The sequence below is a fragment of the Photorhabdus sp. RM71S genome (assembly GCF_042879355.1).
GTDB lineage: Bacteria > Pseudomonadota > Gammaproteobacteria > Enterobacterales > Enterobacteriaceae > Photorhabdus > Photorhabdus kayaii.
On record NZ_JBHFKV010000227.1, the window covers coordinates 1 to 371 of the forward strand.

A 371-nucleotide genomic window follows, 5' to 3' on the forward strand; every position below is an offset into this window, starting at 1 on the left:
ACCTCAATTGAGCATCGTCCAGTGCTTCCCGAAGTTTCTTTGCTCCTTGCTCCGTGACCGAGCGAACAGCCCGATCACGCATGATGTTTTTATGCACAGCGCTGTAATTAATTTTTTGTTTCATGTATAATTACCTCATATCTAGCTGTAATTGACTGGCCTCATCCGTGGCAGGTAATGAGGCTTTTCTCTTTATCTTCCCTTTTCTTTCCAATGCTTGGATCAGCATTTCGGCATGTTCACCTTCTATGACAACTACTGGCTTATGATCAGGGAGTTGATACGCCCATTCAGGTAAACCATATTTCGCTACCAATTGACTGGCTAATTTAGCAATACGGCCCTTGTCTCTGCTGGATGTTGAAGGATGA

The 371-nt window shown here is 43.9% G+C and carries 1 protein-coding gene; it reads right to left on the minus strand.

Annotated features, from left to right (window positions below):
- Positions 1-130: 130 nt before the first annotated feature.
- A partial coding sequence (locus tag ACGF5R_RS24640) for a hypothetical protein (protein ID WP_387693275.1) occupies positions 131-371 on the minus strand: 241 nt, incomplete at its 5' end.